This is a genomic window from Nocardioides hankookensis (assembly GCF_042658885.1).
Taxonomy (GTDB): Bacteria; Actinomycetota; Actinomycetes; order Propionibacteriales; family Nocardioidaceae; genus Nocardioides; species Nocardioides hankookensis.
Genome location: NZ_JBHSRJ010000004.1, coordinates 659,320 through 681,561 on the forward strand (window position 1 = coordinate 659,320; position 22,242 = coordinate 681,561).

25 protein-coding genes are annotated in these 22,242 nt (G+C 72.0%); 18 read left to right on the forward strand and 7 right to left on the reverse strand.

All coding sequences use genetic code 11. From position 1 onward, the window contains the following. Position 1: 1 nt before the first annotated feature. Positions 2-1,081 (reverse strand): LCP family protein, encoded by a 1,080-nt coding sequence (locus tag ACFPYL_RS09595; protein ID WP_379153308.1) that lies wholly within the window; start codon positions 1,079-1,081, stop codon positions 2-4. Positions 1,082-1,210: 129 nt separating this feature from the next. On the opposite strand from ACFPYL_RS09595, the gene ACFPYL_RS09600 reads away from it, so the two are divergent. After that, the gene (locus tag ACFPYL_RS09600; RefSeq protein ID WP_379153310.1) at positions 1,211-2,716 is read left to right on the forward strand and encodes an AlkA N-terminal domain-containing protein; all 1,506 of its coding nucleotides are present in this window, start codon (positions 1,211-1,213) and stop codon (positions 2,714-2,716) included. Between the two features lie 13 nt (positions 2,717-2,729). After that, positions 2,730-3,197 (forward strand): methylated-DNA--[protein]-cysteine S-methyltransferase, encoded by a 468-nt coding sequence (locus ACFPYL_RS09605; protein WP_379153312.1) that lies wholly within the window; start codon positions 2,730-2,732, stop codon positions 3,195-3,197. A gap of 227 nt (positions 3,198-3,424) precedes the next feature. On the opposite strand, the gene ACFPYL_RS09610 is transcribed toward ACFPYL_RS09605, so the two are convergent. Continuing rightward, the gene (locus ACFPYL_RS09610) at positions 3,425-4,147 is read right to left on the reverse strand and encodes an IclR family transcriptional regulator (RefSeq protein ID WP_379153314.1); all 723 of its coding nucleotides are present in this window, start codon (positions 4,145-4,147) and stop codon (positions 3,425-3,427) included. Between the two features lie 99 nt (positions 4,148-4,246). Between ACFPYL_RS09610 and leuC the strand changes: the two genes are divergently transcribed. The 3 genes from leuC to ACFPYL_RS09625 all read left to right on the forward strand — a co-directional run bounded on the left by leuC (position 4,247) and on the right by ACFPYL_RS09625 (position 7,238). Beyond that, positions 4,247-5,668, forward strand: coding sequence for a 3-isopropylmalate dehydratase large subunit (gene leuC / locus ACFPYL_RS09615; protein WP_379153316.1), 1,422 nt, complete (start codon positions 4,247-4,249; stop codon positions 5,666-5,668). Next, complete coding sequence (gene leuD / locus ACFPYL_RS09620) at positions 5,668-6,276, forward strand: 3-isopropylmalate dehydratase small subunit (protein ID WP_379153317.1); 609 nt, start codon at positions 5,668-5,670, stop codon at positions 6,274-6,276. The genes leuC and leuD overlap by 1 nt, the downstream gene beginning before the upstream one ends. 275 nt (positions 6,277-6,551) lie before the next feature. Then, positions 6,552-7,238 (forward strand): HU family DNA-binding protein, encoded by a 687-nt coding sequence (locus tag ACFPYL_RS09625; RefSeq protein ID WP_379153319.1) that lies wholly within the window; start codon positions 6,552-6,554, stop codon positions 7,236-7,238. Positions 7,239-7,296: 58 nt separating this feature from the next. Here the strand turns inward: ACFPYL_RS09625 and cofC are convergent, their stop codons facing one another. Continuing rightward, positions 7,297-7,944: a 2-phospho-L-lactate guanylyltransferase gene (gene cofC, locus ACFPYL_RS09630; protein WP_379153321.1), complete on the reverse strand. Its 648-nt coding sequence runs from the start codon at positions 7,942-7,944 to the stop codon at positions 7,297-7,299. 39 nt (positions 7,945-7,983) lie between these two features. Here cofC and ACFPYL_RS09635 point away from each other — a divergent pair, with 39 nt between their 5' ends. After that, positions 7,984-8,751 carry a lysophospholipid acyltransferase family protein gene (locus tag ACFPYL_RS09635; RefSeq protein WP_379153323.1) on the forward strand — a complete coding sequence of 256 codons (768 nt, stop codon included), beginning with the start codon at positions 7,984-7,986 and terminating at the stop codon, positions 8,749-8,751. Continuing rightward, the gene (locus ACFPYL_RS09640) at positions 8,748-9,752 is read left to right on the forward strand and encodes an NAD(P)H-dependent glycerol-3-phosphate dehydrogenase (RefSeq protein WP_379153325.1); all 1,005 of its coding nucleotides are present in this window, start codon (positions 8,748-8,750) and stop codon (positions 9,750-9,752) included. The genes ACFPYL_RS09635 and ACFPYL_RS09640 overlap by 4 nt, the downstream gene beginning before the upstream one ends. Before the next feature lies 1 nt (position 9,753). Here the strand turns inward: ACFPYL_RS09640 and ACFPYL_RS09645 are convergent, their stop codons facing one another. Next, entirely contained in the window at positions 9,754-10,821 is a 1,068-nt protein-coding gene (locus tag ACFPYL_RS09645; RefSeq protein ID WP_379153327.1) for a trans-sulfuration enzyme family protein, read from the reverse strand. Between the two features lie 31 nt (positions 10,822-10,852). Between ACFPYL_RS09645 and ACFPYL_RS09650 the strand changes: the two genes are divergently transcribed. Continuing rightward, the gene (locus ACFPYL_RS09650) at positions 10,853-11,974 is read left to right on the forward strand and encodes a D-alanine--D-alanine ligase family protein (RefSeq protein WP_379153329.1); all 1,122 of its coding nucleotides are present in this window, start codon (positions 10,853-10,855) and stop codon (positions 11,972-11,974) included. Positions 11,975-11,980: 6 nt separating this feature from the next. On the opposite strand, the gene ACFPYL_RS09655 is transcribed toward ACFPYL_RS09650, so the two are convergent. Then, entirely contained in the window at positions 11,981-12,457 is a 477-nt protein-coding gene (locus tag ACFPYL_RS09655; RefSeq protein ID WP_379153331.1) for a DUF3515 domain-containing protein, read from the reverse strand. 30 nt (positions 12,458-12,487) lie between these two features. Beyond that, entirely contained in the window at positions 12,488-12,724 is a 237-nt protein-coding gene (locus ACFPYL_RS09660; RefSeq protein WP_056149245.1) for an Lrp/AsnC family transcriptional regulator, read from the reverse strand. An 89-nt stretch (positions 12,725-12,813) separates the two neighbouring features. Here ACFPYL_RS09660 and ACFPYL_RS09665 point away from each other — a divergent pair, with 89 nt between their 5' ends. After that, a complete protein-coding gene (locus tag ACFPYL_RS09665; protein ID WP_379153333.1) occupies positions 12,814-13,764 on the forward strand; it encodes a thiamine-phosphate kinase in 951 nt (316 codons plus the stop codon). A gap of 275 nt (positions 13,765-14,039) precedes the next feature. On the opposite strand, the gene rpmB is transcribed toward ACFPYL_RS09665, so the two are convergent. Further along, entirely contained in the window at positions 14,040-14,225 is a 186-nt protein-coding gene (rpmB, locus tag ACFPYL_RS09670) for a 50S ribosomal protein L28 (protein WP_011756723.1), read from the reverse strand. A 193-nt stretch (positions 14,226-14,418) separates the two neighbouring features. On the opposite strand from rpmB, the gene ACFPYL_RS09675 reads away from it, so the two are divergent. From ACFPYL_RS09675 to ACFPYL_RS09715, 9 genes are all read left to right on the forward strand, one after another. Further along, entirely contained in the window at positions 14,419-16,080 is a 1,662-nt protein-coding gene (locus tag ACFPYL_RS09675) for a DAK2 domain-containing protein (RefSeq protein WP_379153335.1), read from the forward strand. Between the two features lie 19 nt (positions 16,081-16,099). Further along, positions 16,100-18,337: an ATP-dependent DNA helicase RecG gene (locus tag ACFPYL_RS09680; RefSeq protein ID WP_379153337.1), complete on the forward strand. Its 2,238-nt coding sequence runs from the start codon at positions 16,100-16,102 to the stop codon at positions 18,335-18,337. A 7-nt stretch (positions 18,338-18,344) separates the two neighbouring features. Further along, a complete protein-coding gene (gene rsmD, locus ACFPYL_RS09685) occupies positions 18,345-18,917 on the forward strand; it encodes a 16S rRNA (guanine(966)-N(2))-methyltransferase RsmD (protein WP_379153339.1) in 573 nt (190 codons plus the stop codon). A 10-nt stretch (positions 18,918-18,927) separates the two neighbouring features. After that, complete coding sequence (gene coaD, locus ACFPYL_RS09690) at positions 18,928-19,413, forward strand: pantetheine-phosphate adenylyltransferase (protein WP_379153341.1); 486 nt, start codon at positions 18,928-18,930, stop codon at positions 19,411-19,413. Positions 19,414-19,675: 262 nt separating this feature from the next. Beyond that, the gene (locus ACFPYL_RS09695; RefSeq protein WP_379153343.1) at positions 19,676-20,053 is read left to right on the forward strand and encodes a YceD family protein; all 378 of its coding nucleotides are present in this window, start codon (positions 19,676-19,678) and stop codon (positions 20,051-20,053) included. A 33-nt stretch (positions 20,054-20,086) separates the two neighbouring features. After that, positions 20,087-20,272 carry a 50S ribosomal protein L32 gene (gene rpmF / locus ACFPYL_RS09700; RefSeq protein WP_056149233.1) on the forward strand — a complete coding sequence of 62 codons (186 nt, stop codon included), beginning with the start codon at positions 20,087-20,089 and terminating at the stop codon, positions 20,270-20,272. After that, positions 20,227-20,988 carry a ribonuclease III gene (gene rnc / locus ACFPYL_RS09705; RefSeq protein WP_449289706.1) on the forward strand — a complete coding sequence of 254 codons (762 nt, stop codon included), beginning with the start codon at positions 20,227-20,229 and terminating at the stop codon, positions 20,986-20,988. The genes rpmF and rnc overlap by 46 nt, the downstream gene beginning before the upstream one ends. 9 nt (positions 20,989-20,997) lie before the next feature. Continuing rightward, a complete protein-coding gene (mutM, locus tag ACFPYL_RS09710) occupies positions 20,998-21,924 on the forward strand; it encodes a bifunctional DNA-formamidopyrimidine glycosylase/DNA-(apurinic or apyrimidinic site) lyase (protein WP_379153345.1) in 927 nt (308 codons plus the stop codon). A gap of 94 nt (positions 21,925-22,018) precedes the next feature. Next, on the forward strand, positions 22,019-22,225 hold the full coding sequence (locus tag ACFPYL_RS09715; protein ID WP_379153347.1) for a hypothetical protein: 207 nt from the start codon (positions 22,019-22,021) through the stop codon (positions 22,223-22,225). Positions 22,226-22,242 lie beyond the last annotated feature (17 nt).

Below are 22,242 nucleotides of genomic sequence, written 5' to 3' on the forward strand. Positions count from 1 at the left end.
GTCAGGAGCAGAGCCCGTTCGCGGCGGCCTCCGCCTTGTCGCCGCTCTGGTTCTTGCCGCTGATCGCGCCCTTGCCGAACGTGCCCAAGGGCTCGTCCTTCTTGACCTTCGCCCAGAGGGCGTCGGCCTCGTCGGTGAGCTGGAGCCGCCCCCAGTTGGGGTCGTCGACCGGGAAGTCGGTCGTCGGAGCGGTCACGAACTTGATGTGCGCCAGGTTGGCCCCGCGCAGCGAGGTGGCGAGCTTGACCAGCTTGCCGACGCTCGCGATCTCGGGGTTCGTCTCGATGGATCCGCCGAGGGCCTTCGCGAAGTCGTAGACCTTCTGGGGGTTCGTCAGCGTCCCGGCCGACATCACCGTGTTGAGCATCGAGGAGATGAAGGCCTGCTGGCGCTTCATCCGGCCCAGGTCGGAGTTCGCGGTCGAGTGCCGCTCCCGCACGTACTTCAGCGACTCGTCGCCGTCGAGCTTCTGGGTGCCCGCGTCGAAGTGGATGTGGGCCACCTCGTCGTCGACGTCCTCCGGGATGCAGACCTCGACGCCACCCACCGCGTCGACCATGTCCTTGAAGCCGCCGAAGTCGATGGTGATGTAGTCGTTGACGTAGATCCCGGTCAGCGCCTCGAGCTGGGCGACCGTGCACGCCGGGCCACCGAGCGCGAACGCCTCGTTCCAGGTGGCATCCTCCTGGCCCGGGATCGTGTTCCCGTCGAGGGTGCAGTCGGGCCGGTCGACGAGGGTGTCGCGCGGGATCGAGATCCCGTACGCCGACTTCCGGCCCTTCGCCACGTGGATCAGGATCGTGGTGTCCGAGCCGCCCTCGCCGGTCTCGCTGTCGATGCCGCAGCCGTCGCAGTTGCGGGCGTCGGAGCCCATCACCAGGATGTTGATCGCGGACGTCGGCAGTGGCTTCTCCTCCGGCGGGGCCACCTGGTGGGGGATCTTGTCGCCCTCGGTGATCCCGTTGTTCACCTGGTTGTAGGCGAAGACCACGGTCGCACCGGTGACCATTGCGATGACCAGCTCGGTCGCGATCATGACCCGCAGCGCGGTACGTCGTTGGTGGCGGGTCGCCTTGGCCAAGACCGGTCCTCCTAGGGATGGTGTCCCCGAGACACTTCCGCCCAGCCTACGGGGACGCAGGAAAAGAGCAGGAATGGCGGTGTCCGATTCCCGCCAGATCGTGTCGGTGGCGTGGGGGAGGATGGGGTCATGCCCTCGACCCTCGAGACCCGGATGGCCACCCAGATGGATGGCGAGTCCTGCTACCGCGCCGTGAAGTCGCGGGACCGCCGGTTCGACGGCGTCTTCTACACCGCGGTGCGCACGACCGGCATCTACTGCCGCCCGTCGTGCCCGGCGCGCACCCCGGCCTTCCACAACGTCACGTTCCACCCGAGCGCGGCCTCGGCCCAGGCCGCCGGCTACCGCGCCTGCAAGCGCTGCCTGCCGGACGCGACGCCGGGCAGCCCCGACTGGGACGTCGCCGCGACCGCCGCGGGCCGCGCGATGCGGCTGATCGCCGATGGCGTGGTCGACCGGGAGGGCGTGGAGGGGCTGGCCGACCGGGTCGGCTACACGTCGCGCCACCTCGGCCGGATCCTGACCGCCGAGCTCGGCGCCGGGCCGCTCGCCCTGGCCCGGGCCCGTCGCGCGCAGACCGCGCGGATCCTCATCGAGACCACGGACCTCACGTACGCCGACGTCGCGTTCGCGGCCGGCTTCTCCAGCGTGCGGCAGTTCAACGACACGGTGCGCGAGGTCTACGCCTCGTCGCCGACCCAGCTCCGCGGGCACCGCGGCGGACAGCCGGCCACCGGCACGGTCGTGATGCGGCTCGCCGTACGCACGCCGTACGCCGGGCGCCAGCTGCTCGACTTCCTCGCGCTGCGTGCGGTGCCGGGCGTCGAGGCCGCGGGGGAGGGTTGGTATGCCCGGACCCTGGCGCTGCCGCACGGCACCGGCACGGTCCGGCTGGAGATCCCGGACGAGCCGGCGCCCCAGCAGACCGCGTTCGTGACCGCGTCCTTCGCCCTCGAGGACCTGCGCGACATCGGTGCGGCCACCGAGCGCGTGCGTCGGCTCCTCGATGCCGACTGCGACCCGGTGGCGGTCGGCGACGCGTTCGCCGGCGACCCGCTGATCGGTCCGCTGGTGCGCCGCTGGCCGGGGCTGCGGATGCCCGGGCACGTCGACGGCCACGAGGTCGCGGTGCGTGCGGTGCTCGGCCAGCAGGTCAGCGTCGCCGGCGCGCGCACGGTCGCCGCCCGGCTCGCAGCTCTGCACGGCCGGCCGATCGCACGACCGGTCGACGGCCTGACCCACCTCTTCCCCGACGCCGCGACGCTCGCCGCCCTCGACCCCGAGGACCTGCCGATGCCGCGCGCCCGGGGCCGCGCCCTGATCGCGCTCTGCGCGGCCCTGGCCTCGGGGGAGATCGCGCTCGACCGCGGCCCCGACCGCGACGACGTACGACGCGCACTGCTGGCGCTGCCCGGCATCGGACCGTGGACGGCCGACTACATCGCGCTGCGCGCGCTCGGCCACCCGGACGTCTTCCTGCCGACGGACATCGGCATCCGCGACGCGCTCGTCGGCCTGGGCCGGGACCCGGCCGACGCGGCGCAGCTCGCCGAGGCGTGGAGCCCGTGGCGCTCCTACGCCCAGCTCTACCTCTGGAACAGCTCTACTCTTCAGCCGAACCCGAAGGAGCACTGACATGTGGACCGTGATGGATTCGCCCATCGGCCCGTTGCGCATCGTCGAGCAGAACGGCGCGATCACCCAGATCGAGTTCACGCCCTTTCACGACGCCGATGGTCGGGTGCGCGGCGCCCAGGCGGACTCCGAGCCGGTCCTGGTCGAGGCCGTCCGCCAGCTGACGGCGTACTTCGACCGCGACCTCAAGGAGTTCGACCTCCCCCTGTCGCCCGAGGGCACCACGTTCCAGCGCAAGGTCTGGGAGCAGCTGCTCGGCGTCACCTGGGGTGAGACCGCGTCGTACGGCGAGATCGCGCACCGGCTCGGCATGACCAACGCGGCCTCCCGCGCGGTCGGCCTCGCCAACGGCCGCAACCCGATCCCGATCGTGATCCCGTGCCACCGCGTCATCGGGGCCAACGGCACCCTCACCGGCTACGCCGGCGGCCTCGAGCGCAAGCAGCTCCTCCTCGAGCTGGAGCAGGATGCCTTGTTCTAGTCGGACTGCGAAGCAGTCCGACTGGAGGAACAAAGCAGGTCGACTGCGCCCGCGACCGACGAAGGAGGTCGCGACGGCGTGTATCGAGACCCGGTGAGACGGCAGTCGGCCTGTGGTCTCTCGTCTCACCGGGTCTCGATACGCCGGTCGCGAGCTCGTTCCTCACTCGCGCGGCTACTCGACCGTGATGCCGAGCCTCAGCCTTCGCGAGCTCAGGCTGAGGGCATCTAATCCGCAGCCGCCCGCCGCAGCGACTCCGACAGCCGCTCGGCGGCGGCCAGCACGGCGGGGGCGTGCATCCGGCCGGGCTGGCGCGAGAGTCTCTCGAGCGGTCCGGAGACCGACACGGCCGCGATGATCTTGCCGCCGGGGGAGCGGACCGGTGCGGAGACCGACGCGACGCCCTGCTCGCGCTCGCCGACCGACTGGGCCCAGCCGCGACGGCGGATGCCGGACAGCGCGGCGGCGGAGAACGCGGAGTTCTGGAGGCCACGGTGCATGCGCTCCGGGTCCTCCCAGGCGAGCAGCACCTGTGCGGCGGAGCCCGCGCGCATCGTCAGCTGCGAGCCGACCGGGATGGTGTCGCGCAGGCCGCTGGGCCGCTCGGCGGCCGCGACGCACACGCGGTGGTCGCCCTGGCGGCGCCAGAGCTGCGCGGACTCACCGGTGATGTCGCGCAACCGCGCGAGCACCGGCCCGGCTGTCGCGAGCAGCCGGTCCTCGCCGGCCGCCGCGGAGAGCTCTGCGAGCCGCGGGCCCAGCACGAAGCGGCCCTGCATGTCGCGCGCGACCAGGCGGTGGTGCTCGAGGGCGACGGCCAGACGGTGTGCGGTCGGCCGGGCCAGGCCGGTGCCGGAGACCAGACCCGCGAGGGTGGCCGGTCCGGACTCGAGGGCGGTGAGCACGAGGGCGGCCTTGTCGAGCACGCCCACTCCGCTGGTGTTGTCCATATGGCAATACTGGCGTCTCAGATCATGGGATGCAAGCGGTACGCTCTGTGACGTATCCACCACTGATCAACACCGAGCCGATATCTGAGGGAGTCAGTCATGGGCAAGACCCTGGCCGAGAAGGTCTGGGACGAGCACGTCGTCCGGTCCGTCGACGGAGAGCCGGACCTGCTCTTCATCGATCTCCACCTCATCCACGAGGTGACCTCGCCCCAGGCGTTCGACGGGCTCCGCCTCGCCGGCCGGCAGGTACGCCGTCCCGACCTGACCCTCGCGACCGAGGACCACAACGTCCCGACGCTCGACTGGGACAAGCCGATCGCCGACCCGGTCTCGCGCACGCAGGTCGAGACCATGCGCCGCAACGCGGAGGAGTTCGGCGTCCGCCTGCACCCGCTCGGCGACGTCGAGCAGGGCATCGTCCACGTCGTCGGCCCGCAGCTCGGCCTGACCCAGCCGGGCATGACCATCGTGTGCGGCGACAGCCACACCAGCACGCACGGCGCGTTCGGCGCGATCGCGTTCGGCATCGGCACCTCCGAGGTCGAGCACGTGCTCGCCACCCAGACGCTGCCGCAGGCCAAGCCCAAGACCATGTCGGTCACCATCAACGGCAGCCTCCCCGAGGGCGTCACCGGCAAGGACATGGTCCTCGCGCTGATCACCCACGCCGGCACCGGCGGCGGCCAGGGCTACATCGTCGAGTACCGCGGCCAGGCCATCGAGGAGCTCTCGATGGAAGGCCGGATGACGGTCTGCAACATGTCGATCGAGTGGGGCGCCAAGGCCGGCATGATCGCCCCCGACCAGACGACCTTCGACTACATCGAGGGCCGCCCCGAGGCGCCGAAGGGTGCCGACTGGGACGCCGCCGTCGCGCACTGGAAGACGCTGCGCACCGACGACGACGCGGTCTTCGACAAGGAGATCGTGCTCGAGGCGAGCACCATGACGCCGTTCGTCACCTGGGGCACCAACCCCGGCCAGGGCGTGCCGCTCGGCGCGAACGTCCCCGGTCCCGAGGACTTCGAGGACACCCAGGACCAGATCGCCGCCGAGAACGCGCTGCGCTACATGGGCCTCGAGGCCGGTACGCCGATGCGCGACATCAAGGTCGACACCGTCTTCGTCGGCTCCTGCACCAACGGCCGGATCGAGGACCTGCGGCTCGCCGCCCAGATCATCGAGGGCCACCAGGTCGCCGCCGACACCCGCATGCTCGTCGTCCCGGGCTCCGCGCGCGTGCGGCTCCAGGCCGAGGAGGAGGGCCTCGACATCATCTTCAAGCAGGCGGGCGCCGAGTGGCGTGGCGCCGGCTGCTCGATGTGCCTGGGCATGAACCCCGACACGCTGTCGGTCGGCGAGCGTTCCGCCTCGACCTCCAACCGCAACTTCGAGGGCCGGCAGGGCAAGGGCGGTCGCACCCACCTGGTGTCCGTGCCGGTCGCCGCGGCCACCGCGATCCGCGGCACCCTCTCGTCCCCGGCCGACCTCGAGCCCGCCACCGTTGGGAGCAACTGATGGACAAGTTCACGACCCACACCGGCGTCGGCGTGCCGCTGCGGCGCAGCAACGTCGACACCGACCAGATCATCCCGGCCGAGTACCTCAAGCGCGTCACGCGCACGGGCTTCGAGGACGGCCTGTTCGCCGCGTGGCGCAACGACGCGACGTTCGTGCTCAACAACCCGGCGTACGCCGGCGGCTCGGTCCTCGTGGTCGGCCCCGACTTCGGCACCGGGTCGTCACGCGAGCACGCGGTCTGGGCGCTCCAGAACTACGGGTTCAAGGCCGTCATCTCGCCGCGCTTCGGCGACATCTTCCGAGGCAACTCCGGCAAGGCCGGGCTGGTGGCCGCGCAGGTCGACGAGAAGGTCGTGCAGCGCATCTGGGACCTGCTCGACGAGCAGCCGGGCGCGACGGTGACCGTCGACCTCGAGAGCCGCACCGTGCGTGCGGGTGAGGGCATCGACGCCATCGAGGACTCCTTCGACATCGACGACTACACGCGCTGGCGTCTGCTCGAGGGGCTCGACGACATCGGGATCACGCTGAGCCACGACGCCGACATCGCAGCGTTCGAGGCGACCCGCCCGAGCTGGAAGCCGGTGACGCAGCACGCAAGCTGACGGCGACGCCGACGTCGCGTCGATGCCGAGAATCCCCAACCCTGGTTGGGGATTCTCGGCATCACTGCATTTACGACAGTTGCGTCTCACCGCCCCGCGGATATCGGAATGCCCGTCGCTGAGCGGATCTGGGCGCCGAATGTGCAATTCGAGAACGACGAAAAACACACCGCAAAACGCCGTGTGGTGATTGTGAGTGCCGCCACGTTTACCTAGCGTGCATTGAAGAAAGTCGAGCATGGGCTCGACCACAGCGTTCATTGGAAGGGAAGACAGTGAACAAGTCAGAGTTCATCGAGGCACTCTCGTCTCGTTTCGACGGCAACAAGAAGGCGGCATCGCACGCCCTCGAGTCCGTGCTGGACACGATCACGCGGGAGGTGGCGAAGGGCGAGAAGGTCGCCATCACCGGCTTCGGGTCCTTCGAGAAGCGCGTGCGCGAGGCCCGCTGGGTGCGCAACCCGCAGACCGGCGCACGGATCAAGGCGAAGAAGACCGCGGTGCCGAAGTTCACCGCCGGCGCCGACCTCAAGAACGTCGTCTCGGGCGCCAAGAAGCTGCCCAAGCTGACCGTGACGGCCTCCGCCGCCACGGCGAAGAAGGCTGCGGCCCCCGCGAAGAAGGCTGCCGCCGCTGCCAAGAAGGCGGCCGCTCCGGCCAAGAAGGCGGCTCCGGCGAAGAAGGCGGCTCCCGCCAAGAAGGCGGCTCCGGCGAAGAAGGCGGCTCCCGCCAAGAAGGCGCCGGCGAAGAAGGCTCCTGCCAAGAAGGCGCCGGCGAAGAAGGCTCCTGCCAAGAAGGCGCCGGCGAAGAAGGCGGCTCCGGCGAAGAAGGCGGCTCCCGCCAAGAAGACCGCGCCGGTCAAGAAGGCGGCGGCCAAGAAGGCGCCGGCGAAGAAGGCGGCTCCCGCCAAGAAGGCCCCCGCGAAGAAGGCTCCGGCGAAGAAGACCGCCAAGAAGGCCTGACCCGCACAGCATCATCGCAACGGGCCGTCATCCTCAGGGATGGCGGCCCGTTGCCGTGTCAGGACGCGTCGTCCGCGACGAGCAGGGCCACGGCCGTCGCCGCACCGACACCGAGCGCGACGGCGTCGGTCAGGTCCGCGGGCTCGTCCACGTCGCGTCGTACCGAGGCCGGGGCGTCGACCAGCTCGCGCGCCCCTGCCTCGAGGTGAGCGGCCCGAGACCCCGGCCCGAAGTGCGGGTCGAAGCCGTCGTGGTCGGCGACGTAGACCGTGGTGCCGATGCCGGCGGCGTCGGGGACGAAGCTGGGCCGCTCGGTGGTCAGCGCGGCGAGGACCTCGTCGAGGTCCTCGGGCCGGAGGGCGGGCAGGTCGGCGCACAGGGCGACCGGCACCAGGTCCGGCCACCGGCGCCGGGCCTCGGCCGCGGCCTGGCGCAGCGTCGCGTTGAGGTCGCCCGAGACGCCGTCCGGGATGGCCGAGCAGCCCAACGCGGACAACACGTAGGAGAACTGCGCGTCGTCGGTGACCACGAGCACCTGCTCGACCGTCTCGGCCCGCAGGCACGCGAGCACCGTGTCCTGGGCGAACGACTCCGCGAGCCGGCGGCGCGACGTGCCGTCGCCGAGCCCGGCCAGGCGCGACTTGCCGACGGCGGGTGGCTTGACCGGCACGAGGGCGGCGTAGCGGGGGCGGGGCTGGGCGGACATCGCCCCGATCCTGTCAGGCGGGTGGACTAACCTGCGCACGTGGTTGTTCGGAAGCAGACGCAGAAGCGCGGCTGGGCGTGGTGGATCGCGGAGCCGATCGTCCGCTCGGCGCTGGTGGCGACGACCACCCACGAGTGGATCGACGGAGAGCGCATCCCGGAGTCCGGTGGCTTCATCCTCGTGCTCAACCACGTCTCGCACGTCGACCCGCTGACGGCCGCGCACATCGTCTACGACCACGGCCGGCTGCCCCGCTACCTGGCGAAGTCCGGTCTCTTCAAGAACAAGGCGCTCGGCTACTTCCTGCGCGCGGCCGGCCAGATCCCGGTCGAGCGGATGAGCAAGAACGCCGCGGGCGCCTTCGACGCCGCCGTGGCCGCGGTCCGGGACGGCGAGTGCGTGGTCGTCTACCCGGAAGGCACCATCACGCGCGACCCCGACGGCTGGCCGATGACCGGCAAGTCGGGTGCGGCGCGGATCGCGCTGGAGACCGGTTGCCCGGTCATCCCGGTCGGCCAGTGGGGTGCCCAGGAGATCCTCGCGCCGTACGCGAAGAAGCCGGACCTCTTCCCGCGCAAGCTCATCACCATGAAGGTGGGCACCCCGGTCGACCTCTCCGACCTCGTCGACCAGGAGCGGACGCCGGCCGTCATCCAGCAGGCGACGGACCGGATCATGGCGGCGATCACGGCGCTCGTCGAGGAGGTCCGCGGCGAGCAGGCGCCCGCGGAGCGCTTCGACATGAAGAAGCAGGGCGTACGGCAGATCGGCAACCCCAACAAGTCGGCACCGGAGGATGGCACATGAGCGGCAAGGTCGCGGTCTTCGGCGCCGGTTCCTGGGGGACCGCCTTCTCGATCGTGCTGGCCGACGCCGGCAACGACGTCACCCTCTGGGCGCGCCGCGAGGAGGTCGCTGCGGCGGTCAACGAGCAGCGCGAGAACGCCGACTACCTCCCCGGCGTCGAGCTGCCGCCGGCGATCCAGGCCACCCACGACGTCGAGAAGGCGCTGCACGGTGCCGACGTCGTCGTGCTCGCGACCCCGTCGCAGTCGCTGCGCGAGAACCTCAGCCAGTGGGCGCCGTACGTCGAGCCGGGCGCGACGTTCGTCTCGCTGATGAAGGGCGTGGAGCTGGGCACCCTGGAGCGGATGAGCCAGGTGATCGCCGAGATCACCGAGGCCGGCCCCGAGCGGATCGCCGTCATCAGCGGCCCCAACCTGGCGAAGGAGATCGCCCGTCGCGAGCCGGCCGCCTCGGTGGTGGCCTGCGAGGACGAGGACGTCGCCAAGATGCTCCAGGCGCGCTGCCACTCGCCGGCGTTCCGTCCCTACACCAGCATCGACGTGCTCGGCTGCGAGCTCGGCGGTGCCTACAAGAACGTCGTGGCCCTGTCGGTGGGCATGGCCGTCGGCCTCGGCTTCGGCGACAACACCACCGCCTCCCTCATCACCCGCGGCCTCGCCGAGACCGCGCGGCTCGCGATGGCGCTCGGCGCCAACCCCCTGACGCTGATGGGCCTCGCCGGGCTCGGCGACCTCGTCGCCACGTGCTCGTCGCCGCTGTCGCGCAACCGGACCTTCGGCGAGAAGCTCGGGCAGGGCATGACGACCGAGGAGATCTACGCCTCGACCCGCCAGGTCGCCGAGGGCGCGAAGTCCTGCTCCTCGCTGCTCGCCCTGGCCGAGCGCACCGGCGTGGACGCCCCGATCGCGCACCACGTCGACGCGCTCGTCGACGGCCGGATGACCGCGGCCGAGATGATGGACGCCTTCATCGCCCGCGACACGAAGGCCGAGACGGACTGACCTACTCGACCAGGTTGTCGAGCGCCCGCTCGAGGTCGGCCCACAGGTCCTCGACGTCCTCGATGCCGACGGAGAGCCGCACCAGGCCGTCGGGGATCGTGGCGGGCTCCGCCTTCCAGCGCCGCCGCCGCTCCAGGGTCGACTCCACGCCGCCCAGGGAGGTCGCATGCACCCACAGGCGGGTCTGGTGCGTGAACAGGTCGGCGGCCATCGCGCCGGAGGCCAGCACGACCGAGACGATCCCGCCGAAGCCGGGGTAGCGGACCTCGCTGACCGCAGGGTGGCCCGTGAGCCGGCGGACCAGCTCGGCGGCGTTCTGTTGCGCCCGTTCGACGCGCAGGTGCAGGGTGCGGATGCCGCGCGCGGCCAGCCACGCCTCGAGGGTGCCGGGTACGGCGCCGAGCAGGTCGCGACGGCCCTTGAGGACGTCGTAGAGCTCGTCGTTCGCGGTCACGGCCGCGCCGAGCAGGGCGTCGCTGTGGCCGGCGAGGTACTTCGTCGCCGAGTGCACGACGATGTCGGCGCCCAGGGTCAGGGGCCGCTGGTTGATCGGGGTCGCGAAGGTGTTGTCGACCACGACGTACGCACCCGCCTCGTGCGCGGCCGCGCTGATGGCCTCGACGTCGGCGATCTCGAGGGCCGGGTTGGTGGGCGACTCGAACCACACCAGCGCCGCGTCCTCGACCGCCCCCACGACGGCCTCGGTGTCGGTGATGTCGACCAGCTTGGTGCGCAGCCGTCCGCGGCTCTCCAGGTCGGCGAGCTCCAGCAGCGTGCCGGTGTAGGAGTGCGCCGGCGCGATGACCAGTGCATCGTGCCCGACCAGGTCCAGCACCGTCGTGGTGGCGGCCATCCCGCTCGAGAACGCGAGGGCCCGGCCACCCTCGAGGGCGCCCAGCGTGTCCTCGAACGCCGTCCAGGTCGGGTTGCCGTAGCGGCCGTACTCGAGGTCGCCACCCGCGACGTACGTCGAGGCCATCACGATCGGCTGGTTCAGCGGCTGGTCCGGCTCGTGGGCCGGGCGTCCGGTCGTGACGGCGATGGTGGCGGGCCGCAGGTCGTCGGTCATGGCACGACGCTAGCCGGATAGGGTCGTGCCGATGAACTCTCCCTCCCGCAAGCCCCGCGTCGCCGTCGTGTTCGGAGGTCGGTCCAGCGAGCACGCGATCTCCTGCGTCACCGCAGGCAGCGTCCTCGCGGCCATCGACCCCGAGCTGTACGACGTGGTGCCGATCGGCATCGCCACCGACGGCCGGTGGGTGCTGGAGTCCGGGGACCCGGAGCGGCTGCGGATCGAGGGACCGGACCGGCTCCCCGCCGTCGACGGCGACCGCGCCACCATCGCGCTGGCGCCGGAGGCCTCGTCGACCGGACTGGTCGTCACCGAGCCGTCGCAGCCGCCGCGCATGCTCGGCGACGTCGACGTGGTCTTCCCGCTGCTGCACGGGCCGTGGGGCGAGGACGGCACCATCCAGGGGATGCTCGAGATGGCCGGCGTCCGCTACGTCGGCGCCGGGGTGCTGGCCTCCGCGGTCAGCATGGACAAGGCGTACATGAAGGTCGTGCTCGCGGCCGCCGGGCTGCCCGTCCTCCCGTCGGTCACCGTGACGGCGCGCGAGTGGGAGCGGGACCCGGCCGGGTGCCGCGAGCGGGCGTCGACGCTCGGCTACCCCCAGTTCGTGAAGCCCGCCCGCGGCGGCTCGAGCTTCGGGATCTCCAAGGTGCACGACGCCGGCGAGCTCGACGCCGCGATCGCCGAGGCGGTCCGGTTCGACCCCAAGGTGCTCGTCGAGGTGGCCGCGGTCGATGCCCGCGAGATCGAGTGTGGTGTCCTCCAGGCGCTCGACGGCACGCCCGAGACCAGCCTGCCCGCCGAGCTGCGCGTCGGCGGTGACCACGAGTTCTACGACTTCGCCGCCAAGTACCTGCCCGGCGAGAGCACCGAGATCGACATCCCGGCCGACCTGCCCGACGACATCGCCGCCGAGATCCGTGGGCTGGCCGTGCGGGCCTTCGAGGCCGTCGGCTGCGAGGGCCTGGCCCGCGTGGACTTCTTCGTGCTCGCCGACGGCCGGGTCGTGGTCAACGAGATCAACACGATGCCGGGCTTCACGCCGACCTCGATGTACCCGCAGATGTGGGCCGCGTCCGGGGTCGACTACCCGGCGCTCGTGGACCGGCTGATCCGGCTCGCGCTGGCCCGCGACACCGGCCTGCGCTAGAGGGCGCTAGACGCAGGGCACCATCTTCGTGGTGTGGGCCTTGATCGGCGCCGCGAGCTCGGCGAGCGCGCTCGCGCCCTGCTCGGGGAGGTAGTCCCGCGGCACCTCGAGCTGCACGCGCGGGCTGTAGCCGTCGGCGGTGAAGGTCGCGTCCCGGTCGCCGTCCACCTCGTCGGGTGGCACCAGCCAGCCGACGCCGTCGGCCACCACGCACTTCGGCACGTCGTCGAGGTCGACGGCGCCGACCCCGCAGGTCAGCACGATCGCCGGGTCGCCCCAGGCCGCGCCGTACGCCGTGGCGCCGGTGACCTCCACCGACGCCTCACCGGCGAGGGTGGCGGGCAGGTCGGCGACCAGCGCCCGGCACGCGGCGTCCTCCTCCTTCGGGAGGTCCGGCCGCGGGATGTCCGGCGGCCCGCTGCGGCAGGCCGTCGCCAGCAGCAGGGTCGCGCACGCGACGACGCCCCGGGTCCGGAGGGACACGGGGCGTCGCGAACGCGGTCGGGTCTGCACTCAGATGTGCACGACCGGGCAGGTCAGCGTGCGGGTGATGCCGTCGAGGTTCTGGACCTTGGAGACGACCAGCTTGCCCAGCTCGTCGACGTTGCGGGCCTCGGCGCGCACGATGACGTCGTACGGGCCGGTGACGTCCTCGGCGAGGGTCACGCCCTTGACCTGCGCGATGGCGGAGGCCACCTCTGCGGCCTTGCCGACGTCGGTCTGGATCAGGATGTACGCCTGGACGACCATCGAGCTCTCCCTGGGTTCGGCTACTTCTGCAACTGCCGTCGGCCAACCTACCGTGCGGTACCCGCTGTCGCATCTGGTGGGATGGCCCCATGTCGTTCCCACCAGACGCCACCCTCGCCGACGCCGGCGAGTTCGGACTGATCTCGGCGATCGTCGACCTCTTCCCGCAGGGCGAGCAGGTGCTGGTCGGACCCGGCGACGACGCCGCCGTGCTGCGGGTGCGCACCGGCCACGTGGTCGTCTCGACGGACCTCATGGTCGAGGGTCGCCACTTCCGCCGCGACTGGGCCGAGGCCGCCGACGTCGGCCACCGGGCCGCGGCGCAGAACCTCTCCGACATCAACGCGATGGGCGGTCGCGCCACGTCGCTGACGGTCGGCCTCGCGGCGCCGGCTGACCTGCCGGTGCAGTGGGCGCTCGACTTCGCGCGCGGCTTCGCCGACGAGTGCGCCCTGGTCGGCGCCAGCGTCGTCGGGGGAGACCTCACCCGGGCCGACCAGGTCGTGATCGCGGTGACCGTGCTCGGCGCCTGCACGGAGTCGCCGGTGCTCCGCTCGGGCGCCCGTCCCGGTGACGTGCTGGCCCTCTGCGGACGCCAGGGCTGGGCGGCCGGCGGGCTCGCGGTGCTCGGTCGCGGCTTCCGCTCCCCGCGGGTCCTGGTCGAGGCCTACCGGCGCCCGGAGCCGCCGTACGACGCGGGCCGGGCGGCCGCCGCGGCCGGCGCGACCTCGCTGATCGACGTGTCCGACGGCCTGCTCGCCGAGGCGGGGCACCTCGCCGACGACTCCGGCGTCGCGATCGACGTGCACGCCTCCGCCTTCGACGTCCCGGAGCCGCTGCACGCGGTGGGCGCGGCGCTCGGTGCCGACCCGATGCAGTTCATCCTGGGCGGGGGAGACGACCACGCGCTGCTCGGCACCTTCCCGTCCGTCGAGGCGGTGCCGGACGGCTGGGCGGTCATCGGCGCGGTCTCCGCCGGCTCGGGCGTCACGGTCGACGGCGCGGCGTACGACGGACCGACCGGCTGGACGCACTTTTAGGCGCCCAGGCCTGAGCCTGCGAAGGCCTGGATCCAGCGCCAAGGTCGAGGAGCCGCGCGAGCGACGAAGGAGCTCGCGACCGGCGTCTCGAGACCCGGTGAGCCGAGAAGCAGCCTCAGCCCCGACAGCCACCTGAAATGACGAAGACCGCCACCCTGATGGGTGACGGTCTGCTCTCGCCCTGCTGGATCTCGACCCGGCGGTTCGCCCCGCTTCGCGGTGCGACGCCTTGCTCGATCTCCCGCGCTGACGCGGTGGCGGCTGCGCCGCAACCGCTAGCGCGTGACCTTCCCGGCCTTGAGGCAGCCGGTGCACACGTTGAGACGCTTCGGGGTGCCGTTGACGGTGGCCCGCACGCGCTGGATGTTGGGGTCGAAGCGGCGCTTCGTGATCTTGCGCGACCACGGCCGGTTGTTGCCGAAGCCCGGCTTCTTGGCGCAGATGTCACAGACGGCAGCCACGAGGTACTCCTGAACGAATCGATGGTCTGAGAAAGGGGGCCCGCGAACGGGCAACCGAACAAATGTATCCGACGGGCCGCCGAGGCGGAAATCGTGCACCAGCCACTAGCCTGTGGCACTCATCTCCTCCGAGGACGACTCCCGAGGACGACCGAGCCCGCCCGCACCATTCTCCACGATCGAGGTCGCGATGATGGAAGTACCGATCGAGGGTCGCATCACCCTCGCGGTGGTGCTGCGCTTCGTCGACGTCGCCACCGACGCGCTGGCCGAGGCCCGCGAGGAGATCGATGCGCTCAACGTCTACCCGGTGCCGGACGGCGACACCGGCACGAACATGTACCTCACGGTCTCGGCCGCGCGCGACGCCGTACGCGCCGTGGTGGCGCAGGACCCCGAGGTCGGGCTCGGCCCGGCGCTCGACGCCTTCGGCCGAGGTGCGCTGCTCGGGGCACGCGGCAACTCGGGCGTCATCCTCAGCGAGATGCTGCGGGCGATCGCCCGCCGCATCGTGCAGGCGGAGGCCGACGAGCGCAGCGCTGCCGTGATGGCGGCGGCCCTGGTCGGCGCGGCCGACGCGAGCTACGCCGCGGTCGGTACGCCGGTCGAGGGCACGATCCTCACGGTCAGCCGGGCCGCCGGCGAGGCGGCCGCCAAGGCCGCCGGGGAGCCGGGGGCGCGCTCGCGGGACGTCTTCGTCGCGGCGGCCGCCGCGGCGCGCGAGGCCCTCGCCCGCACGCCCGACCTGCTGCCAGTGCTGCGTGATGCCGGCGTCGTCGACGCCGGCGGTCGCGGGCTCAGCGTGATCCTCGACGCCGCCGAGACCGTCCTGACCGGCCGAAGGCCGGTGCCGGTGACCGCCCCGCTGGGCGCGCGGCACATCCCGGTGCCGATCCAGCCCACGGCCGGAGACCTGACGCCCGACGGACCGTCCTACGAGGTGATGTACCTCCTCGACGCCGACGACTCCGGCATCGCCGACCTGCGGGAGACGCTTGCCGGCCTCGGCGACTCGCTCGTGGTCGTGGGCGGCGACGGGCTCTGGAACGTCCACGTCCACGTCGACGACGTCGGCGCTGCCATCGAGGCCGGCATCGAGGCCGGACGGCCGCACCGGGTCCGGGTCACGCACTTCGCCGAGCAGGTCGAGGCCGCCGGCGCCGCCCGGGTGTCCGCGCGCTCCGGTCGCCGGGTGATCGCGGTCGCCGCCGGACCCGGGCTCGCCGCGCTCTTCGAGGAGGCCGGCGCGGTGGTCGTCTCCGCCGGCCCCGGGCTCCGTCCGTCGACCGGCGAGCTGCTGGAGGCGATCACCGGCTGCGGCGCCGCCGAGGTGGTCGTGCTGCCCAACGACGCCGACTCCGTCCGGGTCGCGGAGATCGCGGCCCGCACCGCCGAGGCCGACCACGGCGGCGCGGTCCGGGTGGCCGTCATCCCCACCCAGGCCCAGGTCACCGGCCTGGCCGCGATCGCGGTCCACGAACCCGGTCGGGCCTTCGACCAGGACGTGCTCGAGATGACCGCGACCGCGCGGCACGCACGCCAGGGGGCCGTCACGATCGCCGCCAAGCAGGCGATGACGATGGCCGGCCCGTGCGAGCCCGGCGACGTCCTGGGCGTCGTGGCGGGCGACTTCGCGGTCGTCGGGGAGGACCTGTTCGCCGTCGCGACCGACGTTCTCGAGCGGCTCCTCGGCGGCGGTGGTGAGCTGGTCACGATCGTCGGCGGCGCCGGCGACGGCGACGGGGCGCTCGCGACCCGGTGCGCGGCGTACGTCGAGGAGCACCACCCCGCTGTCGACGTCGTGGTGTACGACGGAGGTCAGCCGCGCTACCCGCTGCTGATGTCCGCCGAGTGAGCCCCCTGGAAGACGACGCATGATCACCCTCGACTCGCCGGTCGCCACCGTCCTCGGCGACCAGAAGAAGAAGCGCGACGCCATCGTCGAGCGACTCGGCCTGCGCACGGTCGACGACCTGTTGCACCACTTCCCGCGCCGCTACATCAAGACGGGCGAGCTGAGTCGCGTGGAGCAGCTGCACGAGGGGGAGATGCTGACCTTCTCCGGGAGGCTCGGCAGGCCTGAGATCAAGACCTACACGGACCGACGCACGAACCGCCCGGCATACCGCGTCGAGACCGCGGTGCACGCCGACGGCGCCACGCTGCAGATGTCGTTCTTCGCGAAGTCGAAGGGCACCGCGGAGTGGAACAAGCGTCGCCTCGTCGAGGGGCGGGAGGGGATCTTCCTCGGCAAGGTCGGCCGCTTTCGGGACACCTGGCAGCTCACCAACCCGCAGATGGTGCTCTTCGGCGACGGCGGCGAGGACCTCGCGGAGCTGTCGCTGGAGAGCATCCGCGCGTTCTACCCGATCTACCCGCTCACCAAGAGCGTCGACTCGTGGGACATCCAGAAGGCCGTCGCCTTCGCTCTCACGGTCGTCGACGAGGTGCCCGACCTGCTGCCGGACGCCGTGCGCGAGCGCTACGACCTGCTGGCCGCCCGCGACGCCCTCGACCGCGTCCACGCGCCCGACACGTACGCCGACATCACCGAGGCCCAGCGGCGGTTCCGCTTCGACGAGGCGCTGGTCACCCAGCTCGTGCTGGCCCGGCGCCGGCGCGCGGTCCAGGAGCTCGGCGCCCGCGCCCGCACGGGCGACCAGGGCGGTCTGCTCGCGGCCTTCGACGAGCGGCTGCCCTTCGAGCTGACCGCCGGGCAGCGGGAGATCGGAGCGCAGGTCGAGGCGGACCTGGCCCAGGCGCACCCGATGAACCGCCTGCTCCAGGGTGAGGTCGGCTCCGGCAAGACGCTGGTCGCGCTCCGCGCCATGCTGCGCGTCGTCGACTCGGGCGGCCAGGCCGCGCTGCTGGCCCCGACCGAGGTGCTCGCCCAGCAGCACCACCGCTCGATCACCGCGATGCTCGGCGACCTCGCCGCCGGCGGCATGCTCGGCGGCGCAGCCGATGCGACCAACGTCGAGCTGCTGACCGGGTCGATGACCAAGGCCCAGCGGACCGCGCCCATGTCGCGGATCGCGACGGGGGAGGCCGGGATCGTGATCGGCACCCACGCGCTGCTCGAGGAGAACGTCATCTTCGACGACCTCGGCCTCGTCGTCGTCGACGAGCAGCACCGCTTCGGCGTCGAGCAGCGCGCGGCGCTCACCGACAAGGCCGGCACCCCGCCGCACGTGCTCGTGATGACGGCGACGCCGATCCCGCGCACCGTCGCGATGACCGTCTTCGGCGACCTCGAGGTCTCGACCCTCACCGAGCTGCCGGCCGGTCGGGCGCCGATCCAGACCAACGTCGTCCCGCTCGCCGAGCACCCGACCTGGTTCGGCCGGGTGTGGGAGCGGGTGCGCGAGGAGGTCGAGAAGGGCCACCAGGCGTACGTCGTCTGCCCACGCATCACGGGCGACGAGCAGGAGCAGGGCGAGTCCGACCAGCTCGAGCTCGACGAGGACGGCAACACGGTCACCCCGGAGAAGCCCGCGGGAGGCCTCGCCGCCGTCGAGGAGGTCGCCGCCCAGCTCGTCGCGGGTCCGCTCGCCGGGCTCAGGGTGGAGAAGCTGCACGGCAGGATGCAGCCCGAGGACAAGGACCGGGTGATGCGGGCCTTCGCGGCCGGCGACGTCGACGTGTTGGTGGCCACGACGGTCATCGAGGTCGGTGTCGACGTCGCCAACGCGACCGCGATGGTGCTGGTCGACGCCGAGCGGTTCGGCGTCTCCCAGCTGCACCAGCTGCGCGGCCGGGTCGGGCGGGGCGGCCTGCCGGGCCTGTGCCTGCTGGTCTCACGTGCCGAGGCGGGCACCCCGGCGCGGGACCGGCTGGAGGCCGTCGCGTCCACCACCGACGGCTTCGAGCTGAGCCGGGTCGACCTCGAGCAGCGCCGCGAGGGAGACGTTCTCGGCAAATCGCAGTCGGGATACCGCTCGGGGCTGCAGAATCTGCGCGTGCTTCGGGACGAGAAGACGATCGTGCAGGCCCGCGAGGCCGCCGTCGCGCTCCTGGACGCCGATCCCGACCTCGCCCAGGCGAGCGACCTCGCCACGGCCGTCACCCGGCTCGAGGAGTCGGTGCAGTCGGACTTCATGGAGAAGTCGTGATCTCCGCATGACGCGCATCATCGGCGGCCAGGCCGGCGGGCGCCGCCTCGAGACGCCCCGGGGTTCGGCGACCCGGCCGACCAGCGACCGGGTCCGCGAGGCGCTGTTCTCGGCCGTCGAGTCGTGGTGCGGCTCGCTGCACGGGCTCCGCTTCCTGGACCTGTACGCCGGCTCGGGGGCGGTCGGCCTCGAGGGCTGGTCGCGCGGGGCCGGCGTCGTCACCCTCGTCGAGCAGGACCGCCGGACGGCCGCGCTGATCGGCGACAACGCCCGGACCATCGGCTTCGCCAAGGCGGGCGTCGTTGCCGCCTCGGTCGCCGCCACGCTGCGCAAGCCGCCCAGCGCGCCGTACGACGTGGTCTTCAGCGACCCGCCGTACCCGCTCACCGAGGACGAGGTCGCCGCCGACCTCGACTCCCTGGTCGAGCACGGCTGGTTGGTGCCGGGCGCCCTGGTCGTGGTCGAGCGCGCGTCGCGCAGCCCCGAGCCGCGCTGGCCGGAGGGGTTCACCGACACCCGCGCGAAGCGGTACGGCGAGACCACGCTCTGGTACGCCGAGTTCTCCGCGGGGAACCGGTAACCTCCACGCCATGACACGCGCCGTGTGCCCCGGTTCGTTCGACCCGGTGACCAACGGTCACGTCGACATCTTCCGGCGTGCCGCGGCGATCTTCGACGAGCTGGTCGTCGCGACCGGCACGAACCCGTCGAAGTCGCGGCTCTTCGAGCCCGACGACCGGTTGGAGATGCTGCGCGAGGTCTGCGCCGACCTCCCCAACGTCACGGTGATGGGGTTCACGGGCCTGATCGTCGACTTCTGCCGCGAGATCGGTGCCCAGGCGATCGTCAAGGGCCTCCGCGGCGGCAACGACTACGAGTACGAGCTGCCGATGGCGCAGATGAACTCCCACCTCACGGGGGTGGAGACCGTCTTCGTGCCGACCAACGCGGCGCTGGGCTACGTCTCCTCCAGCCTGGTCAAGGAGGTCGCCTCGCTCGGCGGGGACGTCTCGGCGCTGGTGCCGGCGTCCGTGCACGAGCGGCTGGTGGCCCGGATCGCACAGAAGCACGAGTGAGCGGACCACGAGCGAATTGGTCGCGCCCGCGACCGACCGGTACGCTTCTCGCTGATCTGTTTGTGCCTGAACCGGAAGTAGAAACCTGAGCAGCCTGGACCCGAGAGCGCCGCTCGTGCTCGACACCCGCGAGCTCGGCCGCCGCCCGGGGTCCCAGCGACAGGTGGAACGGACGGTCCCGGCACCGGCAGATCTGGGCATCGAAGTCCTTCGTGTCCCCGAAGGTTCGCCGGTCGAGCTCGACCTACGGCTGGAGGCGGTCATGGAGGGTGTGCTGGTCACGGGCACCGCCACGGCGGAGCTCGAGGGTGAGTGCGCACGGTGCCTGGAGCCGATCTCCGATCCCACGGAGGTCACGTTCCAGGAGCTGTTCGTCTACGAGGACCGGGACTACTCCTCCGAGGAGGACGACGGCGTCAGCAAGCTCGAGGGCGACCTGGTCGACCTGGAGCCCCTGCTGCGGGACGCGGTGGTGCTCGCACTACCGTTCCAGCCGCTGTGCATGGAGGACTGCCCTGGGTTGTGCGTCGAGTGCGGCGCCCGGCTCGCGGACGACCCGGACCACGCGCACGAGGCAGCGATCGACCCGCGCTGGGCGGGACTGTCCGCCCTGAGGCAAGATGAGCAAGACCAAGACTGACCGGCACCGCCGGTCCTGGTAGAGGAGATAACTGTGGCTGTCCCGAAGCGGAAGATGTCGCGCAGCAACACGCGCCACCGTCGCTCGGCCTGGAAGGCCGTTGCGCCCAACCTGGTGACGTGCGCGAACCCCGCCTGCGGTGCCAAGCACCTCCCGCACCGTGCGTGCGGCGAGTGCGGCCAGTACGGCGCGCGCGCCGAGCGTCGTCAGGTCCTCTGACCGGTCCCGGTCCGCTGACCAACTACGCCGCGCTGCGAGCAGCACTCGGGGATCCTGAGCTGGACCCCGAGCTGCTCGAGCGCGCGCTCACGCACCGCTCGTACGCCTACGAGAACGGTGGGCTGCCGACCAACGAGCGGCTGGAGTTCCTCGGTGACTCCGTCCTCGGCGTGGTCGTCACCGAGACGCTCTACCGCACCCACCCCGACCTCTCCGAGGGCCGGCTGGCCAAGCTGCGCGCGGCCGTGGTCAACGCCCGCGCGCTGGCCGAGGTCGGGCGCACCATCGGCGTCGGCGAGCACGTGATGCTCGGCCGCGGCGAGGAGGCCACCGGCGGTCGCGAGAAGGCGTCGATCCTCTCCGACACCGTCGAGGCCGTCATCGGCGCCGTGCACCTCAGCGGCGGCGGCTTCGAGACCTCCGCGGTCGTCGTGCACCGCCTGTTCGACCCGCTCATCGAGGCCGCGTCCGCGATGGGCGCCGGCCTGGACTGGAAGACCTCCCTCCAAGAGCTCTCCGCCGAGCACGGGCTCGGCGTCCCCGAGTACGTCATCGCGGACGAGGGCCCCGACCACATGAAGACGTTCACCGCGCAGGTCCGCGTCGGCGCCAACCTCTACGGCAACGGCCTCGGCCGCTCGAAGAAGGAAGCCGAGCAGGCCGCCGCCGAGACGGCGTACGGCGAGATCGTCGCCTCCCTCACCCCGCAGGGCTGACCTCCTCCGGTGCCCGAGCTGCCCGAGGTCGAGGTCGTCCGCGCCGGCCTGGAGCGCCACGTCGTCGGCGCCACCATCACCCGCGTCGAGGTCCTGCACCCGCGCCCGGTGCGCCGCGACCCCGGCGGGCCGGCCGGCTTCGCCGCCGCTCTCGCCGGCCGCCGCATCGAGGCGGCCAGACGCCGCGGCAAGTACCTCTGGCTCCCCCTCGACAACGGCGACGCGCTCCTCGGCCACCTCGGGATGAGCGGCCAGATCCTGGTGCAGCCGGCGGACGCCCCCGCCGAGCGGCACCTCCGGGTCCGCTTCGTCCTGGAAGGCTCCGACGAGGGCCGCCCCTTCGATACGGCTCGTCCCTCGCCTACTCAGGACAAGGAGATGCGCTTCGTCGACCAGCGCATGTTCGGGGGCCTGTCGATCTCCACCGGCGGCGCGGACCTGCCCCCGGAGATCGCGCACATCGCCCGCGACCCGCTCGACCCGGAGTTCGACGACGACCTCTTCGTCCGCAAGGTCCGCAAGCGGACCTCCGGCGTGAAGCGCCAGCTCCTCGACCAGAACCTGATCTCGGGCGTCGGCAACATCTACGCCGACGAGGCGCTCTGGCGCGCCCGGATCCACGGCGAGCGCCCGGGGGACCGGCTCACCGCCGCCCAGGTGCGCGAGCTGCTCGGCCACGCCCGCGACGTGATGGTCTCGGCGCTCGGCCAGGGCGGCACGTCGTTCGACGCGCTCTACGTCAACGTCAACGGTGAGTCCGGCTACTTCGACCGCTCGCTGCACGCCTACGGCCGCGAGGGCGAGCCCTGCGAGCGGTGCGGTACGCCGATCCGCCGGGTCGCGTTCATGAACCGGTCGTCGTACTTCTGCCCGGTGTGCCAGCCCGTGCCGCGGAAGCGGCGGACGCCCGCCCGTCCGGTGCCGATGCCGGACTGACGCGTCCAATTGACCGGAGGCCCGCCTGGTGGGACTCTTGAAGACGGCCCGCCACCGCGAGCCGACCCCCTCTTAGCCCCCGGAAGGCTCATTCATGGCCAAGGCGCTGATCGGATACATGAACAGCGACCTGCGAAGCCCCGCCCTCGCCGCCGAGAACGCTCGGCTGCGGGCCCGCGTGGGTGAGCTCGAGGCGCTCGCCGGGCGCCTGTCCGAGGAGAACGACCGGCTGGCTGAGGCCCACGCCGCCGCGCTCCTCGAGATCGAGACCTCGCACCTCCAGGAGATGCAGCCGGCCTGAGCCGCTGCACGTAAACC

What these genes read in the sequence shown, in the direction of transcription:
- ACFPYL_RS09715 (WP_379153347.1), top strand. Translation starts at nt 22,019, where the DNA reads ATGGCCAAGGCGCTGATCGGATACATGAACAGCGACCTGCGAAGCCCC.
- cofC (WP_379153321.1), bottom strand. Translation starts at nt 7,944, where the DNA reads ATGTCCGCCCAGCCCCGCCCCCGCTACGCCGCCCTCGTGCCGGTCAAG.
- ACFPYL_RS09610 (WP_379153314.1), bottom strand. Translation starts at nt 4,147, where the DNA reads ATGGACAACACCAGCGGAGTGGGCGTGCTCGACAAGGCCGCCCTCGTG.
- ACFPYL_RS09640 (WP_379153325.1), top strand. Translation starts at nt 8,748, where the DNA reads ATGAGCGGCAAGGTCGCGGTCTTCGGCGCCGGTTCCTGGGGGACCGCC.
- ACFPYL_RS09695 (WP_379153343.1), top strand. Translation starts at nt 19,676, where the DNA reads ATGGAGGGTGTGCTGGTCACGGGCACCGCCACGGCGGAGCTCGAGGGT.
- ACFPYL_RS09600 (WP_379153310.1), top strand. Translation starts at nt 1,211, where the DNA reads ATGCCCTCGACCCTCGAGACCCGGATGGCCACCCAGATGGATGGCGAG.
- ACFPYL_RS09605 (WP_379153312.1), top strand. Translation starts at nt 2,730, where the DNA reads ATGGATTCGCCCATCGGCCCGTTGCGCATCGTCGAGCAGAACGGCGCG.
- ACFPYL_RS09665 (WP_379153333.1), top strand. Translation starts at nt 12,814, where the DNA reads ATGTCGTTCCCACCAGACGCCACCCTCGCCGACGCCGGCGAGTTCGGA.
- rsmD (WP_379153339.1), top strand. Translation starts at nt 18,345, where the DNA reads ATGACGCGCATCATCGGCGGCCAGGCCGGCGGGCGCCGCCTCGAGACG.
- ACFPYL_RS09680 (WP_379153337.1), top strand. Translation starts at nt 16,100, where the DNA reads ATGATCACCCTCGACTCGCCGGTCGCCACCGTCCTCGGCGACCAGAAG.
- leuC (WP_379153316.1), top strand. Translation starts at nt 4,247, where the DNA reads ATGGGCAAGACCCTGGCCGAGAAGGTCTGGGACGAGCACGTCGTCCGG.
- coaD (WP_379153341.1), top strand. Translation starts at nt 18,928, where the DNA reads ATGACACGCGCCGTGTGCCCCGGTTCGTTCGACCCGGTGACCAACGGT.
- ACFPYL_RS09650 (WP_379153329.1), top strand. Translation starts at nt 10,853, where the DNA reads ATGAACTCTCCCTCCCGCAAGCCCCGCGTCGCCGTCGTGTTCGGAGGT.
- ACFPYL_RS09645 (WP_379153327.1), bottom strand. Translation starts at nt 10,821, where the DNA reads ATGACCGACGACCTGCGGCCCGCCACCATCGCCGTCACGACCGGACGC.
- leuD (WP_379153317.1), top strand. Translation starts at nt 5,668, where the DNA reads ATGGACAAGTTCACGACCCACACCGGCGTCGGCGTGCCGCTGCGGCGC.
- ACFPYL_RS09660 (WP_056149245.1), bottom strand. Translation starts at nt 12,724, where the DNA reads ATGGTCGTCCAGGCGTACATCCTGATCCAGACCGACGTCGGCAAGGCC.
- ACFPYL_RS09675 (WP_379153335.1), top strand. Translation starts at nt 14,419, where the DNA reads ATGGAAGTACCGATCGAGGGTCGCATCACCCTCGCGGTGGTGCTGCGC.